The following is a 2,476-nucleotide window of genomic DNA, read 5'->3' as shown; positions in this document are numbered from 1 at the left end:
CGGCGGCGGCGCGGCCGGGCCGGGCGGCGCGGCGGGTGCGCGCGGCGGCGCGGCCCGCGCGGTGACCGATCGCGGCACCGTCAGCGCGCCGGTCGTGCTGACCTGTCTGGAGGGCTTCACCGCCTCGCTCAAGGGCCAGCGCCGCACCTGGCTGCCGCTCAACTCCGCGATCGTCGTGACCGCGCCGCTGCCCGACGCCGCGTGGGAGCGGATCGGCTGGCAGGGCGAGGAGCTGCTCGGCGACATGGCGCACGCGTACATGTACGCCCAGCGCACGGCCGACGGGCGGATCGCGCTCGGCGGCCGCGGCGTGCCCTACCGCTTCGGCTCCCGCACCGATCGCTTCGGCCAGACCCAGCGCGCGACGATCGAGCAGCTGGGCGAGCTGCTGCGCCGCTTCTTCCCGGCGACGGGCGCGGTGCCGATCGAGCATGCCTGGTGCGGCGTCCTCGGCGTGCCGCGCGACTGGTCGGCGACCGTCCGGCTCGACCGCGCGAGCGGTCTCGGCACCGCGGGCGGCTACGTCGGCAACGGCGTCACCACGAGCGCGCTGATGGGCCGCACGCTCGCCGACCTCGTGCTGGAGCGTGACAGCGAGCTGACGCGGCTGCCGTGGGTCGGCCGCGAGGCGCGCCGCTGGGAGCCCGAGCCGCTGCGCTGGATCGGCGCCAACCTCGTCTACGCGCTCTACCGCGCCGCCGACCGCCGCGAGGCGGCCAGCGACTCACCGAGAACGAGCGTGCTGGCGAAGGCGGCGGGGGCGCTGGCGGGGTTGTAGCGGCGTGCAGCGCCCGCTCCGCTACGTCACCATGCCGACCGCACGCCGTTTCCGCCGCCCCGCCGCTTGCCGCCTTCGCCGCTGCGCTCGCACCTGTTCGTGACCGTCATGCCGGCTCGGCGGCGCTCAGCGCGTCGGCGAGCGCGCGGCGGGAGGCGATCCCGAGCTTGCGGTAGGTGCGGCCGAGGTGCCACTCGACGGTCTTGACCGTCACGAACAGATGCGCGGCGATCTCGGCGTTGGAGTCGCCGGCCGCCGCCAGCTCGGCGACGCGGCGCTCGGTCGGCGTGAGCGCGGCGGGACCGTCGAGCGGACGGGCGCGGACGCGGCGGCCGCCGGTCGCCAGCAGCTCGTTGTGGGCGCGCGCGGCGAGCGGCCGGGCGGTGGACTGCTCGGCGAGCGCGAGCGCCTCGCGCAGCGGCGCGCGCGCGGCGCGGGCGCGACCGTCGCGGCGCAGCAGCGCGCCGAGGTCGACGAGCGCGTGCGCCAGTTCGAGCCGCAGCGCGGTCGGGCGCAGGAGCGTGACGGCTTCGGTGAGGGCGGCGTCGTCTCCCGTTGTGAGCGCCGTCGCCCGCAGCGCCAGCGCGAGCGGGCGGGGTGCGCCGACGGCGCGCGCTTCGGCGAGCGCGGCGCCGGCCAGGACGGACGCCTGCTCCAGCTCGCCGCAGCGCTGCGCGGCGAGCGCGGCCTGCGCCTGCCAGGTGACCGCGCCGGGGTGGCGCAGATTCCAGCGCGCGACGTGCGCTCCGGCCTCCGTCAGCCGCTCCAGCGCCGTCGCGGCGTCGCCGCGTGCGAGCGCGAGGTCGGCCGCTGCCTCCAGCACGAAGGCGTGCTCGAGCTGCAGCGGATCGCCGCGCAAGCCCAGCTCGACCAGCTCGGCCGCCCGCTCCAGCTCGCCGCGTGCGACATGCGCCTGCGTCAGCCGCGCGGTCGTCCAGCTGCGGTAGGTCTCCCAGCCGTCGCGGCGCAGGTCGAGCGGCGGTTGGCCGTCGGCGATCGCCTCCTCCAGCCGTCCCTGACGCAGCCGCACGAGCGAGCGCAGATGGCTGAGCGAGCCGAACGCGGTCAGCGAGCCGGCGTCGCGCGCCGCCGGCAGCGCGGCGCCCAGGATCGTCTCCGCGGCCTCCAGCTCGTCGCTCCAGACAAGCGCCGTGACCGCGAAGGAGGCGGCGATCGAGCCGGGCAGGACCTCGCGCGCCAGCGCGGCCAGCGGGATCTGCGAGGCCAGCGCGCGCACCTCGGCCGGCGACGCGCCCGCGGTCGCGGCGGCCGCGGCGAGGACGGCGAGGGTGATCGGGCCCTCGGAAGGGCCGTCACCCAGTGCCGCGCGCTCACCGACCCGCCCCGGCGCGAGCGCCAGCGCCGCCGTGCGCAGGTCGCGCAGTGCGAAGGCGCCGTCGGCGCGCGGGTCCAGGTCCGCCAGCCCGCGCTCGATCGCGCTCAGCGTCCCCTCGTAGTCGTTGCGCATGTACGCGTGCAGAGCGCTCGCGGCGTGCGCCTCGGCGCGGCGCTCCGGATCGTGCACGTGGCGCAGCGCGGCGTCGAGCCGGGGCGTCGCCCCGGGCGCCCCGCGCGCGACCTCGGCGAAGGCGGCGGCGATCTCCGCCTCGGCCCGCTCGGCCGGCGGCAGCGGCTCCTCCAGTGCCCGCGCCAGCAGCCGCTGGCCGCTGGCGTAGTCGCCGTGCCGCAGCGCCGCGC

At 78.3% G+C, this 2,476-nt stretch carries 2 protein-coding genes; one reads left to right on the top strand and one right to left on the bottom strand.

Annotated elements, in window-relative coordinates:
- Positions 1-778: FAD-dependent oxidoreductase (locus R7226_RS31275; RefSeq protein ID WP_318601478.1), on the top strand; the 778-nt coding region annotated here is incomplete at its 5' end.
- A 106-nt stretch (positions 779-884) separates the two neighbouring features.
- On the opposite strand, the gene R7226_RS31270 is transcribed toward R7226_RS31275, so the two are convergent.
- Positions 885-2,476, bottom strand: a 1,592-nt coding sequence (locus R7226_RS31270; RefSeq protein WP_318601477.1) for a helix-turn-helix transcriptional regulator, incomplete at its 5' end; no start/stop codon positions are given.

This window comes from Conexibacter stalactiti (assembly GCF_033542075.1).
Lineage (GTDB): Bacteria > Actinomycetota > Thermoleophilia > Solirubrobacterales > Solirubrobacteraceae > Conexibacter > Conexibacter stalactiti.
This window is presented reverse-complemented; position numbering and strand designations above follow the sequence as displayed.